Source organism: Rouxiella sp. WC2420, from assembly GCF_041200025.1.
GTDB lineage: Bacteria > Pseudomonadota > Gammaproteobacteria > Enterobacterales > Enterobacteriaceae > Rouxiella.
On sequence record NZ_CP165628.1, the window covers coordinates 5051299 to 5067951 of the forward strand.

General features: G+C 51.4%; 14 protein-coding genes. 2 read left to right on the top strand and 12 right to left on the bottom strand.

What is annotated here, in order from left to right:
• Positions 1 to 82: 82 nt before the first annotated feature.
• The 12 genes from wecG to trxA all read right to left on the bottom strand — a co-directional run bounded on the left by wecG (position 83) and on the right by trxA (position 13639).
• Positions 83 to 832 carry a lipopolysaccharide N-acetylmannosaminouronosyltransferase gene (gene wecG, locus AB3G37_RS23275; RefSeq protein WP_369789213.1) on the bottom strand — a complete coding sequence of 250 codons (750 nt, stop codon included), beginning with the start codon at positions 830 to 832 and terminating at the stop codon, positions 83 to 85.
• A 2-nt stretch (positions 833 to 834) separates the two neighbouring features.
• A complete protein-coding gene (gene wzyE / locus AB3G37_RS23280; RefSeq protein ID WP_369789214.1) occupies positions 835 to 2214 on the bottom strand; it encodes an ECA oligosaccharide polymerase in 1380 nt (459 codons plus the stop codon).
• Positions 2211 to 3296, bottom strand: a complete 1086-nt coding sequence (locus AB3G37_RS23285; protein ID WP_369789215.1) for a TDP-N-acetylfucosamine:lipid II N-acetylfucosaminyltransferase — start codon at positions 3294 to 3296, stop codon at positions 2211 to 2213. Before AB3G37_RS23285 ends, wzyE begins: the two co-directional genes overlap by 4 nt.
• Positions 3293 to 4543, bottom strand: a complete 1251-nt coding sequence (gene wzxE / locus AB3G37_RS23290; protein ID WP_369789216.1) for a lipid III flippase WzxE — start codon at positions 4541 to 4543, stop codon at positions 3293 to 3295. The genes AB3G37_RS23285 and wzxE overlap by 4 nt, the downstream gene beginning before the upstream one ends.
• Before the next feature lies 1 nt (position 4544).
• Entirely contained in the window at positions 4545 to 5675 is a 1131-nt protein-coding gene (rffA, locus tag AB3G37_RS23295; protein ID WP_369789217.1) for a dTDP-4-amino-4,6-dideoxygalactose transaminase, read from the bottom strand.
• 4 nt (positions 5676 to 5679) lie between these two features.
• Positions 5680 to 6387 (bottom strand): dTDP-4-amino-4,6-dideoxy-D-galactose acyltransferase, encoded by a 708-nt coding sequence (gene rffC / locus AB3G37_RS23300; RefSeq protein WP_369789218.1) that lies wholly within the window; start codon positions 6385 to 6387, stop codon positions 5680 to 5682.
• An 87-nt stretch (positions 6388 to 6474) separates the two neighbouring features.
• A complete protein-coding gene (gene wecC, locus AB3G37_RS23305; protein WP_369791020.1) occupies positions 6475 to 7761 on the bottom strand; it encodes a UDP-N-acetyl-D-mannosamine dehydrogenase in 1287 nt (428 codons plus the stop codon).
• 17 nt (positions 7762 to 7778) lie between these two features.
• Positions 7779 to 8897, bottom strand: coding sequence for a non-hydrolyzing UDP-N-acetylglucosamine 2-epimerase (gene wecB / locus AB3G37_RS23310; RefSeq protein WP_369789219.1), 1119 nt, complete (start codon positions 8895 to 8897; stop codon positions 7779 to 7781).
• A gap of 91 nt (positions 8898 to 8988) precedes the next feature.
• Positions 8989 to 10053: an ECA polysaccharide chain length modulation protein gene (wzzE, locus tag AB3G37_RS23315; RefSeq protein ID WP_369789220.1), complete on the bottom strand. Its 1065-nt coding sequence runs from the start codon at positions 10051 to 10053 to the stop codon at positions 8989 to 8991.
• Between the two features lie 96 nt (positions 10054 to 10149).
• A complete protein-coding gene (wecA, locus tag AB3G37_RS23320; protein WP_369789221.1) occupies positions 10150 to 11244 on the bottom strand; it encodes a UDP-N-acetylglucosamine--undecaprenyl-phosphate N-acetylglucosaminephosphotransferase in 1095 nt (364 codons plus the stop codon).
• 352 nt (positions 11245 to 11596) lie between these two features.
• Positions 11597 to 12856, bottom strand: coding sequence for a transcription termination factor Rho (gene rho / locus AB3G37_RS23325; RefSeq protein ID WP_009637871.1), 1260 nt, complete (start codon positions 12854 to 12856; stop codon positions 11597 to 11599).
• A gap of 456 nt (positions 12857 to 13312) precedes the next feature.
• Positions 13313 to 13639, bottom strand: a complete 327-nt coding sequence (gene trxA, locus AB3G37_RS23330; RefSeq protein ID WP_009637872.1) for a thioredoxin TrxA — start codon at positions 13637 to 13639, stop codon at positions 13313 to 13315.
• A 132-nt stretch (positions 13640 to 13771) separates the two neighbouring features.
• Between trxA and rhlB the strand changes: the two genes are divergently transcribed.
• The gene (rhlB, locus tag AB3G37_RS23335) at positions 13772 to 15067 is read left to right on the top strand and encodes an ATP-dependent RNA helicase RhlB (RefSeq protein ID WP_009637873.1); all 1296 of its coding nucleotides are present in this window, start codon (positions 13772 to 13774) and stop codon (positions 15065 to 15067) included.
• A gap of 5 nt (positions 15068 to 15072) precedes the next feature.
• Positions 15073 to 16569 (top strand): guanosine-5'-triphosphate,3'-diphosphate diphosphatase, encoded by a 1497-nt coding sequence (gene gppA, locus AB3G37_RS23340; protein ID WP_369789222.1) that lies wholly within the window; start codon positions 15073 to 15075, stop codon positions 16567 to 16569.
• The last annotated feature ends 84 nt before the right edge of the window (positions 16570 to 16653 follow it).

Consider the following 16653-nt stretch of genomic DNA (forward strand, 5'->3'; position numbering starts at 1 on the left):
GGTCGAATTTTCAGCAATTTTGCAGTGAAATTACGTTGAGAGTAAGGATAAAAGCCCGCGACCAGACACGGGCATGAAACGATTACAGCCGACGGGTGTAATAATAAAGAACGAACTTAAGCAGTTTAAGTTGGCGCGGCAGACGGCTAGGCTGATTGATTAATCGGTAAAGCCACTCTAGTCCGAGCTTCTGCCAACCTTTAGGAGCACGCTTTACCGCGCCGATAAATACGTCGTAGGTTCCACCAACGCCCATGTACAGCGCGTCGGGATAAACCTTGCGACAGTCACGCATCAAAATCTCCTGACGTGGAGATCCCATCGCCACGGTAATCACTTTCGCCCCACTGGCTTTAACCCGCTCGAAAAGCGCCTCTCGCTCTGCTGGGGTAAAGTAACCGTTTTGACTGCCGACAATATTGACGTTCCATTGCTTACGCAGCTTGTCCTTGGTTTGTGATAACACAGCTTCTTGACCGCCGATCAAAAATACCGGCGTTCCAAGTTGTCCTGCGCGTTGCATTACGGCTTCCCACAGGTCGGCACCCGGCACGCGTTCAACGTTGGCGGCGGGATATTTTCGACGGATGGAAGCCACAATACTGACCCCGTCGGCATACTTATAATCCGCCTCTTTGATCAAACTGCGCAGCTGGGCGTCACGCTCGGTCGCCAGCACTTTCTCGGCATTGATCGCGACCAGAGTCCCCGTTTTTACTGCGTCCTCAGTAATGAGATAGTCGCGGAACTGGTCCATGTCGCGAAATCCCCACAGCTCAATGTCACGGATGCTGTATTTCGGAATAGACAGGGGGATTGAGCTTGAATTCATTATTATCCTTTATCGCGCACGAACGGCTCTGTCACCACAACGGGTTCAACATTGGCCAGGTGGTCAACACGCATTCTTATTAATCCGGCGGTATCAAACAACCAATACAGCAACTTGGCGGCGATTAGGCAAAGGCCAAAAACCACGGCAAAAAATATTACCCGCGAAAAGAATGAATCCACCCCTTCACGAACCAAGACAATAATATTGAATACCGCACCGAAACAAAAGCTCTGCAAAATCGCCGCCTTGTAAGGATTGGTCGCGTTCCGAGCCAGTGCATACAGCCAGTCGAACCACTTGATAATCATGCCTACCGCGACTGCACCCAACGGGATAAACGCCGCGCCGCCCATAATTACCAGTGAACCAATCAGCGTTGGAGAAATCGCCAGGCCAGAGTGATTGTCGAGCACTTCCCAAGTGAAATAGTTGCCGGTATTCATCACCGCAGACGGCCTGCCGTGCCAAAGCCAGGTCGGGATAAACACGTAGAAATCACGGATAATTGGCATCAGCCCCTGGAAGTGGATCTTGTCGTAATTTTGCAGCAATAGCGCAAGATTCTCCCACGGCGAGAAAGTATCGCGGGTCAGATAAAGGAAGGTATAGAAAGCTTCGGGACCACTGACGTCAAGGTTGTAGCGTTTCAGCGCCAGCCAGAACATTCCCACCACTGCCATAATGCCCGCCAGCAACAACATCCACAGCGTGATCCAGCCGCGAATAATGCCGATAAACAGGAACAGCGCCAATGCGATGATGATATTGGCGCGCGTGCCCCCTACCACTACATAGGTCAGCAGACCAAAAGCAAAAGTAGTAAACAGAAACAGGAACCAGTTAGTCCGAGTCTGCCTGAGGAAATAAACCACCAGCATCGCCGGAATAAAGAAATAGAAGAAACGTTTTAGCGCCACGCCAGACACGTTGCTGGAGAAAATCTGACTATAAGAGGTCAGTTTGAAAAGCAGGAAGCCGTTGTGGGCGAAGAAAATCCCCAGCGTTACAAAGGCAACCAGCGCCATCAGGATCCAGGTCAGATTGGTTTCAACCCGATTCATGCTAAACACTTCCCGCCTTGGCACGGCTCGTGTTTTACGCAACCGCGTTTTATATACCACGTAATAGATGCCATAAAAGCAGGTTGCCGACAGCATTGCCTCCAACAGAAAAGGCACCGGTACCACGGCGGTGTTGAATTCAAACACCAGCAGGCAGGTCAGCGGGAAGCCAAAATAAAAGGTCAGCAGATACAACACGGAGAAAAAAAGATTGAAGCTAAACCGCACCCGCCGGAATTCCAGATAGGTCAGACTCAAAATAAATAGCAACGAGAAAGCATAGACGATGCTTAGACCGCCCAACTGCGCCAGCGTCATGATGAAACTCCCACGGCGTTGTTCAAGGCCTGCACCCAGCCCTGAATGTAATTCGGGCTAAAAAAGGCAATATTTTGCCGATCGGCATTCAGCAACTGACGACGAGCCTCGTTCAGGGTGGCACCATCGAGCTGGTCGTCGTCAAATAAAACGGGCAAATCCTGTTCCGCCATATCATGCCAGAAAGGGTTTTTGCGCGAGAGCACAAACGGCACGCCAAACTGGATCAGCAGACAAAGCGTGCCAATCCCCTGCTGTCTTTCAAAGATAAAATATCCTAGCGCGCAGCTTTTCAGCATGCTCAGGTAGTCGGAAAACGCCATGGACTCGGTTAACAGCTCGACGTTTTCCGCAGGGAAAAGTGCCAGCGCTTCACCGCGTACCTGCTCGATATAGGTCTGATTATTTGCAGGATAGCCCATTGGGATAATCACTTTTATCCCCGCGCCCCACTGTTTGTGCAGCGCGCGCAGAGCGTCGATATGGCGATTGCTCGGATCCCCCGAGTTGCCGACCAGCACTGTTGGCTGCCCTTCGGGAACAGGGGCGTCAGCGGGCAAGGTCAGCGACGGATCCATACGGGTCGGGAAATACAGTAATGAAGAAGGCACCCGAGGATGTCTTTGGTGATAGTGTGACAAATCGCCCCGAGTGGCGAATACGCGCCCGACTCGCCCCTGAGCCAGGCGTCGCAATAAATAAAACAGTCGATATTTCAAGCTGCCGGAGTTTTCGTACAGGTCCGCGCCCCAGACATGCCAGAAGGCCTGTCGGGTTTTGATCTTACCGCTTAACAAAGCCAGCCAGATGCCAGGATTAAATTGGCCATGAAAAAAGAAACGGCAATTTCTGTCAGCCTGCGCTCTGGCGATCACCGCCTGCGCCAGCGATTTTTTGTCGGCCAACACCTCGATACTCAACTTTTCACACGCCGGTAGCGCCTGTGGATCAAGGCTGGCGACCATAAAATGCTGCCCCTGCTCTAGCGGGACGTGATCGAGTAACACCTCGTTAAAGAAGCGCAGCACGGTCGAATTATGATGCGGGATATCAGATCCCAAAACGTGAATCAGCGTTTTCATGGTCGTCTACGATAAATAACAAAAAAGGTACAGCACAGCGCAAAGTAAATAGTGTAAGTCGCCATATAAGCCTGCGCGGCACCGAGTGCGCCGTGTAACGGGATCAGCCAATGCGAAAACAGAGTCAGCAAAAGAAACTGGCTGATTTCGGTCAGCAGATAAAAACGCAGCGACGCTTTGGCAATCACTAGATAACCAAAGATATAAGCACTGACTTTAAGCACATCACCAACCAGCTGCCAGGCGAAAAGATCGCGCATTGCCGTAAACTGTGGCGAGAACAGTAGCCAGACAGCAAAATCACGCAGCAGCCAGACAGTCAAGCTGGCCGCGGCTACCACCGGCATCACAAACTTCAGCGCCTTGACGATCTCGCGGCTAATCTCTTCTTTATTGGTGAGACGAGCCAGCGTCGGCAACAGATACACGCTAAACGAGGCGGTAATAAATTGCAGATAGGCGTCAGATATACTGCTCACGCCCTGCCAGATCCCCACAGCCTGCCAGCCGTCGTGCTCGGCCAGTAAATTACGCATCATCACGTAAGCCACCGGCAAAGTGACTGAGGTGATCAGCGCCATAATTGTAAACTTGGCGAACTGGCGCGCCAGCTGTGGATCCCAGCTTGGAGCTAAAAATTTCGCAGAAAAAAGCTGACGACGCCAGAGCACAATTCCCGCCGGTAATACCACCAGCGCCGGAACCAGCGCAAAACCGACCAACGCGCCGCGATAACCGCCGACGCTAAAGCATAACCAATAGGCCAGCAAACCTGTCAGACTGCCACCGATTACTGCCAGCGCATTGCCTTGTGCATCACGATAGCCTTTTAGAATCGCCTGAAACAGGTTGGCGTATGCGATGCCCATCTGGATAAGCGCGACAGCCCGCACTACCGACTGATAGTCGCCGTGCCCAAAAAGCGCCACGCTGATGGGCGCGGCGGCCAGCAACATAACCAGCGCCAGCACGGTGGAAAATCCGAGAATCAGCGTAGAGGCTGCACCTAATATTGCCCTAAGCTTTTCCGGCTCCTGCCGTGATTGGGCGACATGCTTGGTGACGCCGTTAAAAATTCCCGCTCCCGACAGCACGCCCAGCACGGTGATCAGCTGGCGGAAATTTCCTGCCTGACCAACGCCGACCGGGCCGAAAGCGACGGCCAATAGTTTAATGACCACTAGCCCAGCACCAATTTTAATCAGTGTCGAACCGGCGGTCCAAAGAGACGCTTTTGCTAAAGACATATCAGGCGAAGAAGCTCCGCAAGGTAGAAATTACCGCCTGCTGCATGACGTTACTCATGTTGTAAAACAGCGGTAATCGCACCAGTTTGCTGCTCTCTTCGGTGGTATAAACGTCTTCACCGCAGAAATAGCCAAACTTCTTACCCGCAATCGAGGAATGCAAAGGAATGTAATGAAAGACGGTAAGAATCTCAGCCTCTTTCATATATTCAATTAGCGCATCGCGTTTTTCACTGTCTTTAAACTTGATGTAAAACAAGTGCGCATTGTGTACGCAACCGGGCGCAATGGTGGGTAACACTAGGTCGCCAGCGTCCTGCAAAGGTTTCAGCGCCTTGTAGTAACTGTTCCACAGTTTTAAACGTTGCTGGTTAATCTGCTGGGCGGCTTCAAGCTGAGCCCAGAGATAGGCGGCCTGCAAGTCGGCCATCAAATAGCTGGAACCGATATCACGCCAAGTATATTTATCAACCTGGCCGCGAAAGAACTGGCTGCGATTGGTGCCCTTTTCGCGAATAATTTCAGCTCGCTCCACCAGCTCGGGGCTGTTAATCAGCGTCGCGCCACCTTCGCCCCCGGCGGTGTAGTTTTTAGTCTCATGAAAGCTAAAGCAGCCAATATGGCCGATGGTACCCAAAGCGCGCCCTTTATAGGTCGACATCACGCCCTGCGCCGCATCTTCGACCACAAAGAGCTTATATTTTTCGGCCAGCGCCATGATGGTGTCCATTTCACAGGCGACTCCCGCGTAATGCACCGGCACAATCGCCCGCGTTTTCTCAGTGATTGCGGCTTCAATCAACGTTTCGTCGATGTTCATGGTGTCTGGTCGGATATCAACAAACACGATTGTCGCGCCGCGCAGAACAAAGGCGTTGGCCGTCGAGACGAAGGTGTAGCTCGGCATGATCACTTCATCGCCGGGCTTGATGTCCAACAAAATGGCGGCCATCTCTAAGGAGGCAGTGCAGGAAGGCGTTAAAAGCACTTTTGGACAGCGGAAGTTTTTTTCAAACCACTGCTGGCAGCGGCGGGTAAAACCGCCATCGCCACACAGTTTACCGCTGCCCATGGCAGCCTGCATGTAGTCCAGCTCAGTGCCGACAATCGGCGGAGAGTTAAATGGGATCATAAAATTACCTGTACAGCCAGTAAGCTGAATGAGACAGAACAGCACCGCAGGTACGATACAAATTCAACGCTGCGATATTGCCTGTTTGCGTGGCAACCTTGAGTTGCTCAATTCCATGTGCGAGGCACCAGCTCTGTGCCGCTTTCATTAACTGCTTGCCAATGCCACGCCCGGTAGCCTGAGGCTGAACGGCCAACAATCCAACACGGGCAACCTTGGGTTCAATGGCGCGCAGCGTGACAAATCCCAGCAGCTGGCCATCATTGTCGCTTAAGGTCAGGCAATGAGTATCAAAGGTCCCCAGAATCGCCTTCTCGGCCCACAGCGCATAAAAACGACCAGAATCATGTGGTTGATACCAGGGCGAGCGAAAACGACTGAGCTGAAAAGCGCTGCCGGCCAACTGGCACACGCGGGATAAATCACGACGAGTCGCTAACTGATATTCGATTGTTGCAGGCTCGGCATCGCGGAGATCCAGAGAGAAATCGATTTCCCCCTCAACCATGCGAAACCCTAAATAGTACAGGCCGTCGATTATCTCGCTCTGATCGGCTGGCACTTTGGCATGCACCAGCGGATATTCACCCAAATCACTGCGCTGTAAAACCGGGCCTGCGGAATCCAGTATCAGTTTAGCGCTTGGCCGGGAGAAAAAATCGCTTTCCCACTGCAAATACTCAAGTCGCCCGCGGATTAGATTATCGTTCATTTTTCCTCCAAGCCTTGAAGTCGCGCAACGACGGACCTAACGCCATTGGCCAGAGTAAACTATTACACCGTTTAGTTTAAGGGAGGCTTAGCGCCACACACCTTTAGTATCCACCACCCAGCTTTGGGTGATCTGTTGGCCAGGTATCTGCTTAAACGCCGAGTGATCGACCAGCATGACCACCACGTCGGCATGCTGCAACGTCGAGTCGAGCGATTTTAGGCTGGCCTTGTTTGCCAGTGCAGTGGGTAAATGCTCAACGTGCGGCTCAACCACCCAGGTTTCGCCTGCGTGCCAATCGGCAATCAGCTGCGTGACGTGTACCGCCGGGCTTTCACGTAAATCGTCAATATCTGGTTTAAACGCTAACCCAAAGCAGGCAATGTTGATTTCACTGGCGCGTTTTCCAGTAGCAGCCAGGCAATCTGCGACTGCTGTTTTAACTTTATCAACGACCCAGAAAGGCTTGCCGTCGTTGACCACCCGCGCGGTGTGAATCAACCGGGCCAGATCAGGATGCTGCGAAACGATAAACCACGGATCGACGGCGATACAGTGGCCACCGACGCCGGGTCCGGGCTGCAAAATGTTGACTCGGGGATGGCGGTTTGCCAAACCAATCAGCTCCCAGACGTTGATCCCCTGCGCATCGCAAATCAGCGACAGTTCATTGGCAAAAGCGATATTAACGTCGCGGAAACTGTTTTCAGTCAGTTTGCACATCTCGGCCGTGCGACTGTTGGTCACCACGCATTCCCCTTCCAGGAAAATACGATACAGACTGCTGGCCCGCTGCGAGCATTGGGGAGTGATTCCGCCAATAACGCGATCGTTCTTGATAAGTTCGACCATCACTTTACCCGGCAGTACGCGTTCCGGGCAGTAAGCGATGTTAACGTCTGGCACGTTAGTATCCGTTGCCGAGGCCTCTGACAGCGGGAATCGCAGGTCTGGACGCAATGTAGCCAGCCACTGCGCCATTTGTTCGGTAGCACCCACCGGTGAGGTCGATTCCAGAATGATCAGATCCCCCTTTTTCAGCACCACCGCCAGCGCGGTAATCGCTTTCTCGACATAGCTCATATCAGGCTGGTGACCGTCTTTGAACGGCGTCGGCACGGCTATCAGGAATGCGTCTGCTGGCTGCGGCACTGTCACGGCTTGCAAAAAGCCTTGTTCGACAGCCTGTTGCACCAGCGCATCAAGCTCGGGTTCGACAATATGTACCCCGCCGCGATTGATGATATCGACCGCGCGCTGGTTGATATCCACACCGATAACCTTTTTATGACGTGAAGCAAAGGCGGCCGCTGTTGGCAGGCCTATATAGCCCAAACCAATGATGGAAATAGTTTCAAACGAGGCGTTGGTCATTACAGTCATGATTCCACTCAAGTATTCTTTAACGCATCCAAAATGCAGCTACAGGCATGCCCGTCACCGTAAGGATTGTGGGCTCGGGTCATTGTCTGATAGGCATCGTCATCGGTGAGAAGCCGCGAGACTTCGCTGACAATCGCCGCAGTATCTGTGCCCACCAGTTTAACCGTGCCCGCATCTACAGCTTCCGGTCTTTCCGTGGTATCTCGCATCACCAACACGGGTTTACCCAGCGACGGCGCTTCTTCCTGTATCCCACCAGAATCGGTGAGGATCAAATACGCTTTATCCATCAGATAAACGAAGGGCAAATAATCCTGCGGATCGATTAGAATAACGTTATCAATGCCCTGCAAAATTCGGTTTACCGGTTCGCGAACCAAAGGATTGAGATGCACCGGATAAATAATTTGCACATCGGCGTGAAGTTTGGCGATTTCTGCCAACGCGCTGCAAATGCGCTCAAAGCCATTACCAAAGCTTTCGCGTCGATGGCCGGTAACCAGAATCAGTTTTCTTTCGGGGCAAATAAAATCGTAGTTTTTGGCAATTCGCGCAGTGAGATCCGGCGACCGCTGCAGCAGGTTACGTACCCAAAGCAGCGCATCTATTACCGTATTGCCGGTCACTGTAATGCGACTTTGGTCCACGCCTTCACGCAGTAAGTTATTGCGCGACAAGGCCGTTGGCGCAAAATGCCATTTTGCCAAATGTCCTGTCAGACGGCGGTTGCCCTCTTCTGGCCACGGTGACAACATGTCGCCGGTGCGCAGGCCAGCTTCAACGTGGCCAATCGGGATCTGCTGATAAAATGCCGCCAGACTGGCAGACAGCGCCGTTGTAGTATCGCCATGGACTAGCACCACGTTCGGCTTGAATTCTTCCAGCACCGGCTTCAGCCCCAGCAAAATCCTGCTGGTTATCTCGGTCAGCCCTTGGCCGGGCTGCATAATATTGAGATCGTAATCCGGCTTGATGGCAAATAAATTTAGGACCTGGTCCAGCATTTGACGATGCTGGGCCGTCACACAGACTCTTGAATCAAAGGCATCATCCTGAGCCAAAGCATGTACCAGGGGTGCCATTTTTATTGCTTCCGGCCTGGTTCCGAAAATCGTTAATACTTTCACAGAGGCACTCTCTTTTGATAGGCGCAGCGCTTTCCTGCGGAGCGAGCGCGTCAATGGCGCTCGATTTTTCATCGCTATCTTTTTTATTTTTTTAATTTACTAACGCGACGCGTCGACGGGCCAGTGCAACACCAGCTCCGATCAATCCACCGACAATTCCCCACATAATCATCAGCAGTACCCGGCGTGGACTGTCGCGCTTTACCGGCTCTTCCGGTGTACGCAAATAACGATAAGTCTGGAATTTGGCGTTTAAAACGGGCCCCACATTAAGCGTAGCCAACATCGCTTTGTTCTGATCGTAATCGATATCAAAACTCGGGCCAGAGGCCTGTAAGAGCTGGAGCCTGGCTTGCAGCATTGGCGTGCCGAGCAGGAACATGTCAGCATCGGCAAGGCTATCCGGCGTGGCATCGGTCATGCCGTGATCGATGTTTTTCTGTTGGGCAATTTTCAGTGCCTGCGCAGTGTTATTCAGCTCGCGATTATAAATGGCCGTTGCCACCTCTTCCTGGCGTTTGACCTGCGCTTTCATCGATTGCGTTCGCGCAGCCCAGGCCCCTTGAATCTCATCGTAAAGATGTTGTGCTGCACGAGCGCTGGCAAAGTTGACGTACTGGCGTAGCAGCTTATTGGCATCGGCAGCGGTTTCGGCCGTCAGTTTTACGCTGTCGTTAGGGATTTTCTTGTCGTCACGCGGTGTAAACTGAATCGCGCTAATCAACTTGTCGAGGAGAACCGCGTTCGCTCCGCTATCCCCAGTCTTGCGCTGGGCGTAATAGGGATTATCCAGCCAAAAGTCGCGACGAGTGTCGTAAGCCGCCAGCTGCATCACAAACTCGTTGTAGGCGTCGTGGGAAATGGAGGCCTGGTCACCCGCGGGAGTAAAGGTGTTTTTGGCATCGAGATTACGCAGGAACTGTTCCTGGGAGAAATAGGAGGCCAGATTGTTTACCGTAGGTTTATCGGTAACCGCCGTGGTGCTCCACTCCTGTTTCATCAGCAGGGAGATAAGCAAAGCCGCGATGGCAAACCCCAGTCCCAGGCCGATAATCCACAGTTTGCCTTGCCAGAGTGTTCTGCAAAGCCCGCGAATATCCAGCTCGTTATCAAGGGCGAGTTCATTCCTTGTAGACATCGTCTCTGACTTCATCATTACCACCAACTATTTGAATTTAAAGTAATACTGTCATCCAACTGCAGTCATGCCTGGATTTGATCATTGCAAGCGGCAACTATTTGAAAGGTAAGGCTAATTAACAGAATGGCGGCGCAGTCTTCTTTTGACGCGCTTCATGAAACGAGCGACACGCCATGCACGCTTTATACAATAGCCGTAGAGCATAAAAGCAACCAGGAATAGCCCCAACATCAACCATTCCGGGAAACGCAGATGTTCGCCGACAACACCAATAATCGCCAGCAGAGCCGCAGACAGAGTGATCAGCACAAAGGCCTGACGGGAAGAAAATCCGGCACGCATAATCAGATGATGGATATGTTGGCGGTCGGCTGAGAACGGGCTCATCCCCTTGCGCAGACGACGATACATAATGGCAATCATGTCCATCAACGGAATGGCAATCAGCCACAGCGCAGTCACTGGTGTCATTGGAGGATGGAAAGATGTGCGCGAAGTCTGGGTGCATTGCAACAAAATCCAGATCACAGTAAAGCCAATTAGCGTACTGCCCGCATCGCCCATAAACACTTTATAGCGACGACCAAACACGCCGAGGTTAAGCAGGACGTAAGGAATGATGGCGGCAATCATGGAGAAACACCACAGTGCCAGGGATTGATTGCCCGCGTATAGCATCACCACCCCCATCGATCCGAAGGTGACGCAAGACAGTCCTCCAAGCAGGCCATCGATTCCATCAACCATGTTAAATGCGTTAATGGAAGCCCAAACGGCAAACAGGGTGACTAGATAACCGAAAGGGCCGAGAAACATCTGCCAGGGGCCAATAATTCGTCCGAGATCGTGCAGCACCATATCGCCGTAAGCCATCATGACTACGGCAACCAGCGCCTGAACGCAGGCGCGAATTTTTACACTGATGTCGTATTTGTCGTCCAACGCACCAATCAGAACCAGTAGACCCGCACAGCCAAGATATAAAAGCTTATGCGGAATTTGTGGATTACCGATCCAAAATGCGAAGCAGACCCCGGCATAGACAGTTATGCCACCCACCAAGGGAATAAGCCCTTGATGACGTTTGCGGAAGTCTGGTTTATCAACTAATCCAATTTTTTTGGCAACTTTCCTGGCCAAAAACAAAAAGAGAAATGAAAACAAGAAAACAAGAACAAGCTCAGTACTCAGATTGAGTAAATTCACAGTTAAAACGTCTCTGCAATATTGGTAAAACTACACGACTTTTCGGGCAGCCAAGACTCTATTCTGGTAGTAGCCATTACCACCTCGCGGTTTGATGCCATATTCTAGAATGACAGCTCGGATTTTTATTGAGATTTTTAGTGTGGTCCGAAGGATCCTTCCTACCCGCTTATACACAGCGACAAATTAATGAACAATGACAGTTTTGACTATCGGGGGTTATCTGATTCTTTCGTAAAAAGCCCGTAGCCACTACACATCGTAGCGACCAAAAGCAAAAAACGCCACGTCTAGACGCAGCGTTTTTAACAATGTTGAAGCAAAAACTTCAACTGTTATCGGCAAAGACGAATTATGAACGTTTCATCATATCGAAGAATTCATCGTTGGTTTTGGTCATTGCCAACTTGTTGATGAGGAATTCCATTGCGTCGATTTCACCCATTGGATGGATAATCTTGCGCAGGATCCACATTTTCTGCAGCTCTTCCGAAGTGGTAAGCAGCTCTTCTTTACGCGTACCGGAACGGTTGTAATCGATAGCAGGGAAGACACGCTTCTCGGCGATTTTACGCGCCAGATGCAATTCCATGTTACCTGTACCTTTAAATTCTTCGTAGATAACTTCATCCATTTTAGAACCGGTATCAACCAGCGCGGTGGCGATGATTGTCAGGCTGCCGCCCTCTTCCACGTTACGCGCAGCACCGAAGAAGCGCTTGGGACGGTGCAGGGCGTTGGCGTCAACACCACCGGTCAGCACTTTACCTGAAGCAGGAACCACGGTGTTATAAGCACGCGCCAGACGAGTGATGGAGTCCAGCAAGATGATAACGTCTTTCTTGTGCTCAACCAGGCGCTTGGCCTTTTCGATTACCATTTCGGCAACTTGAACGTGGCGAGATGCTGGCTCGTCAAAGGTGGAAGCAATAACTTCACCTTTAACCAGACGCTGCATCTCGGTCACTTCTTCCGGACGCTCGTCAATCAGCAGAACCATCAGTACGCAGTCCGGGTGATTGTAGGCGATGCTTTGCGCAATGTTCTGCAGCAGCATGGTTTTACCGGCTTTCGGCGGTGCCACAATCAGACCACGCTGGCCACGACCAATTGGCGAAGCCAGGTCGAGAACGCGAGCGGTCAAGTCTTCAGTTGAACCGTTACCGCGCTCCATACGCAAACGTGAGTTGGCGTGCAGTGGGGTCAAGTTCTCGAACAGGATCTTGTTACGGGCGTTTTCCGGTTTGTCATAGTTAACTTCGTTAACTTTTAACAGGGCAAAATAGCGCTCGCCTTCTTTTGGCGGTCGGATTTTACCTGAAATGGTGTCACCAGTACGGAGGTTGAAGCGGCGGATTTGGCTAGGAGAAACGTAGATATCATCAGGACCGGCGAGGTAGGAGCTGTCTCCAGAGCGGAGGAAACCAAACCCGTCCTGCAAGATCTCCAGAACACCGTCACCGAAGATATCTTCTCCGCTCTTGGCGTGCTGCTTCAGTATAGAAAAAATAATGTCTTGCTTGCGCATGCGGGCCTGGTTTTCCAGTCCCATATTTTCGCCGAGTGTAATCAGGTCAGAAACCGGCGTATTCTTTAATTCGGTAAGATTCATAATGGTGGGTTCTTAAACTCGGGGTGTATCTCGAAGATCTGTCGTGAATGGGGATGGCAGGGGTTGTCCATGCCAGCTTAAAATTTCTTAGGGTAGAGACTCTCAATTTGCAGCTTCTGATTACAGGTCGCGATTTTGCTCACGAGCTATTTCTTGAAAGAGGGCAGACTTAAATTGAAGGTGTCTCAAAGCCGATTTTTATAAAACCGTTTGATTGTCAAAGCACATCGCCAGTTCGCCTGTTTTTATAAACAAGTCATTTTCTATATAAGCAGTTTTATGAAAGCACTTATAGGCAGATGGTTTCGACACAGAGTAAAACGTTAGAATCAAACTACAGGTAAGCTCAAATATGCAGTAAGCGTAAACTTAGCACGCTTCTTTGCAGGCGTCTAGCGGTCAGTGTGAAAAACACACGTTGTCCACCAAACGCCTGATTTAGGTCATTCGGAACGATTACAGATTAGCGTTCAGGAACTCTTTCAACTGACCCTTCGACAGTGCGCCGACTTTAGTTGCCGCCACTTCGCCGCCTTTGAACAGCAGTAAAGTAGGGATGCCACGAATACCGTATTTTGGAGCGGTACCCGGGTTTTCATCGATATTCAATTTGGCAATGGTAAGTTTGCCTTCGAACTCGCTGGCAATTTCGTCCAGGATCGGAGCAATCATCTTGCACGGACCACACCATTCTGCCCAGAAATCGACCAGCACCAATCCATCGGCTTTTAATACGTCTTTGTCGAAACTGTCATCAGAAAGGTGAATAATTTTATCGCTCATGTTCTACTCCAAAGGATTAACTTTACCTTGTTGATGTAGCATTAACCAACAGTAGGTTGACTCTATTTCACCACGTTTATTTCAACGGATATGCTTTCGTAAAGCAATAGTTAGCTGATATTCTACCACACTATGAGCAAAACACACTTAACTGAACAGAAGTTTTCCGACTTCGCCCTGCACCCGCTAGCAGTCGAAGCCCTTGAAAAGAAAGGGTTTCATTACTGCACGCCTATCCAGGCACTCGCATTGCCTATCACGCTCTCAGGACGTGATGTTGCGGGTCAGGCGCAAACCGGTACCGGCAAGACGCTGGCTTTTCTAGCGTCTACTTTCCATTATCTGCTTTCTAACCCTGCTGCTGAGGGTCGTCAGACTAATCAGCCGCGTGCTTTAATTATGGCACCAACGCGGGAATTAGCAGTGCAAATTCATTCGGACGCCGAAGCGCTGTCTGAATCTACCGGGCTGAAACTCGGTCTGGCCTACGGTGGCGACGGCTACGACAAACAGCTTAAAGTGCTGGAAAGTGGCGTCGATATTCTTATCGGCACGACTGGCCGTTTAATCGATTACGCAAAACAGAACCATATTAATCTGGGTGCAATCCAGGTCGTGGTGCTGGACGAAGCCGATCGCATGTTCGATCTGGGCTTTATCAAAGATATCCGCTGGTTGTTCCGTCGTATGCCGCCTGCGACTCAGCGCCTGAATATGCTGTTCTCCGCCACCCTGTCTTATCGTGTGAAAGAGCTGGCGTTCGAAAACATGAACAATGCCGAATCGATAGAAATCGAACCGGAACAGAAAACGGGTCACCGTATTCAGGAAGAGCTCTTCTACCCTTCCAACGAAGAAAAGATGCGCCTGTTGCAAACGTTAATAGAAGAAGAATGGCCAGACCGCTGCATCATCTTCGCCAACACCAAGCACCGTTGTGAAGACGTTTGGGGCCATCTGGCTGCTGACGGACACCGCGTAGGCTTGCTGACCGGCGACGTGGCGCAGAAGAAACGCCTGCGCGTGCTTGAAGACTTCACCAAGGGTGATATCGATATTCTGGTTGCAACCGACGTAGCCGCTCGTGGTCTGCACATTCCTGCCGTTACGCATGTCTTTAACTATGACCTGCCTGACGATTGCGAAGACTACGTTCACCGCATCGGTCGTACTGGTCGTGCTGGCCTTAGCGGTCACTCAATCAGCCTAGCTTGTGAAGAATATGCTCTGAATCTGCCAGCCATCGAAACTTATACCGGCCACAGTATTCCTGTCAGCAAATATAACAGCGATGCATTATTGACTGACCTGCCTGCGCCAAAACGCCTCGCGCGTACTCGCAATGGCAGCGGCCCACGCCGTAATTCATCATCATCTTCACGACGCGGTAGCAGTGCGCCACGTAACAACCGCAAACGTTCGGGCTGAAAATCATGCTGAGTTCCACCTCACTTTATGCAGCGATCGATCTGGGTTCCAACAGCTTCCATATGTTGGTAGTCCGTGAGGTGGCAGGCAGTATTCAAACGTTGGCCAGAATCAAGCGCAAAGTGCGCCTGGCTGCCGGGCTGGATGTAAACAGTCATCTCTCCGCTGAAGCAATGCAGCGTGGATGGCAATGCCTAAAATTATTTTCAGAACGTCTGCAAGACATTCCCCGCGAGCAAATCCGCGTGGTGGCAACGGCGACACTGCGCCTGGCCAAAAATGCCGATGAATTTTTACAGGTTGCTGAAAATATTCTCGGATGCAAGATTCAAGTGATCAGCGGCGAAGAAGAAGCGCGGCTGATTTACCACGGCGTGGCGCACACTACCGGCGGCCCGGACCAACGCCTGGTTGTTGATATTGGCGGCGGCAGTACTGAGCTGGTAACCGGAACCGGAGCGCAGGCCAATACATTGTTTAGCCTGTCGATGGGATGTGTTACCTGGCTTGAGCGTTATTTTACTGACCGAAGCCTGACGAAAGAAAATTTTGAAAAGGCCGAACTGGCCGCAGTTGAGATGATAATCCCTGTTGCGCCGGAGCTACTGGCCCACGGCTGGCAAGTCTGCGTGGGTGCTTCAGGGACCGTGCAGGCGCTACAGGAAATCATGGTGGCGCAGGGAATGGACGAACGCATTACCCTGTCCAAACTGCAACAGCTTAAACAGCGCGCCATTCAATGTGGCAAGCTGGAAGAGCTTGAAATTGAAGGCCTGACGCTGGAACGCGCACTGGTTTTCCCAAGCGGCCTGTCTATTCTGATCGCTATCTTCAAGACCCTGAAAATAGAATCGATGATGCTGGCCGGTGGCGCGCTGCGCGAAGGGCTGGTTTACGGCATGCTCCACTTGCCGGTCGAACAGGATATCCGCCAACGCACCCTGCACAACCTGCAACGGCGCTACCTGCTCGACGTTGAGCAGGCCAATCGAGTAGCGGCTCTGGCGGAAAACTTTTCTCAGCAGGTTTCGAGTACCTGGCAGCTTGATGCGCGGGCGCGCGAACTGCTGACCAGTGCCTGTCTTATCCACGAGATTGGACTCAGCGTTGATTTCAAACAGGCGCAGAATCATGCGGCCTATCTGATCCGTCATCTCGATTTACCCGGCTTTACTCCGGCGCAAAAAAAACTGCTGGCGACACTGCTGCAAAACCAGAGTAATAACCTGGATTTACCGCTGCTAAATCAGCAAAACGCCCTGCCTCCGCGTCAGGCCGAACGCCTTTGTCGCATAATGCGTCTGGCAATTATTTTTGCCAGCCGACGTCGCGACGATACGCTGCCTGCAGTGCGTTTACGCGCCAATGACGATGAGCTGAATGTGCTGGTGCCTAACGGATGGCTGGAACAGCACCCATTACGCGCTGAAGAGCTGGAGCAGGAAAGCCATTGGCAGAGCTATGTCCATTGGCCACTGTTTGTTGAAGAAACTGTCAAGTAACGAGTGAAAAAGCAGAATCGACCTTGCGTGGCGTTTCTCTGCTGATCGACGATGTTATCACCCATCTGGGAGCTTTTCGGCTCC

Bases quoted from the DNA above. Each gene is read 5' to 3' on its own strand.
- rhlB (WP_009637873.1), top strand. From the start codon at position 13,772: ATGAGCAAAACACACTTAACTGAACAGAAGTTTTCCGACTTCGCCCTG.
- rho (WP_009637871.1), bottom strand. From the start codon at position 12,856: ATGAATCTTACCGAATTAAAGAATACGCCGGTTTCTGACCTGATTACA.
- wzxE (WP_369789216.1), bottom strand. From the start codon at position 4,543: ATGTCTTTAGCAAAAGCGTCTCTTTGGACCGCCGGTTCGACACTGATT.
- gppA (WP_369789222.1), top strand. From the start codon at position 15,073: ATGCTGAGTTCCACCTCACTTTATGCAGCGATCGATCTGGGTTCCAAC.
- trxA (WP_009637872.1), bottom strand. From the start codon at position 13,639: ATGAGCGATAAAATTATTCACCTTTCTGATGACAGTTTCGACAAAGAC.
- rffC (WP_369789218.1), bottom strand. From the start codon at position 6,387: ATGAACGATAATCTAATCCGCGGGCGACTTGAGTATTTGCAGTGGGAA.
- wecG (WP_369789213.1), bottom strand. From the start codon at position 832: ATGAATTCAAGCTCAATCCCCCTGTCTATTCCGAAATACAGCATCCGT.
- wzzE (WP_369789220.1), bottom strand. From the start codon at position 10,053: ATGATGAAGTCAGAGACGATGTCTACAAGGAATGAACTCGCCCTTGAT.
- rffA (WP_369789217.1), bottom strand. From the start codon at position 5,675: ATGATCCCATTTAACTCTCCGCCGATTGTCGGCACTGAGCTGGACTAC.
- AB3G37_RS23285 (WP_369789215.1), bottom strand. From the start codon at position 3,296: ATGAAAACGCTGATTCACGTTTTGGGATCTGATATCCCGCATCATAAT.
- wzyE (WP_369789214.1), bottom strand. From the start codon at position 2,214: ATGACGCTGGCGCAGTTGGGCGGTCTAAGCATCGTCTATGCTTTCTCG.
- wecC (WP_369791020.1), bottom strand. From the start codon at position 7,761: ATGACCAACGCCTCGTTTGAAACTATTTCCATCATTGGTTTGGGCTAT.